Origin of the sequence: Bacillus cereus group sp. BfR-BA-01379 (assembly GCF_022663605.1) — a bacterium.
GTDB classification, from domain to species: Bacteria; Bacillota; Bacilli; order Bacillales; family Bacillaceae_G; genus Bacillus_A; species Bacillus_A mobilis.
Genome location: NZ_JAKUFT010000367.1, coordinates 1 through 206, shown reverse-complemented (window position 1 = coordinate 206; position 206 = coordinate 1). Strand labels below are relative to the sequence as shown.

Below are 206 nucleotides of genomic sequence, written 5' to 3'. Positions count from 1 at the left end.
CGCGTACCGCTTTAATGGGCGAACAGCCCAACCCTTGGGACCGACTACAGCCCCAGGATGCGATGAGCCGACATCGAGGTGCCAAACCTCCCCGGCGATGTGGACTCTTGGGGGAGATAAGCCTGTTATCCCCGGGGTAGCTTTTATCCGTTGAGCGATGGCCCTTCCATGCGGAACCACCGGATCACTAAGCCCGACTTTCGTCC

1 rRNA gene is annotated in these 206 nt (G+C 59.7%); it reads right to left on the bottom strand.

The window, feature by feature from the left end:
* Positions 1-206: ribosomal RNA gene (locus tag MR113_RS28280) — 23S ribosomal RNA — on the bottom strand; the annotation flags it as partial.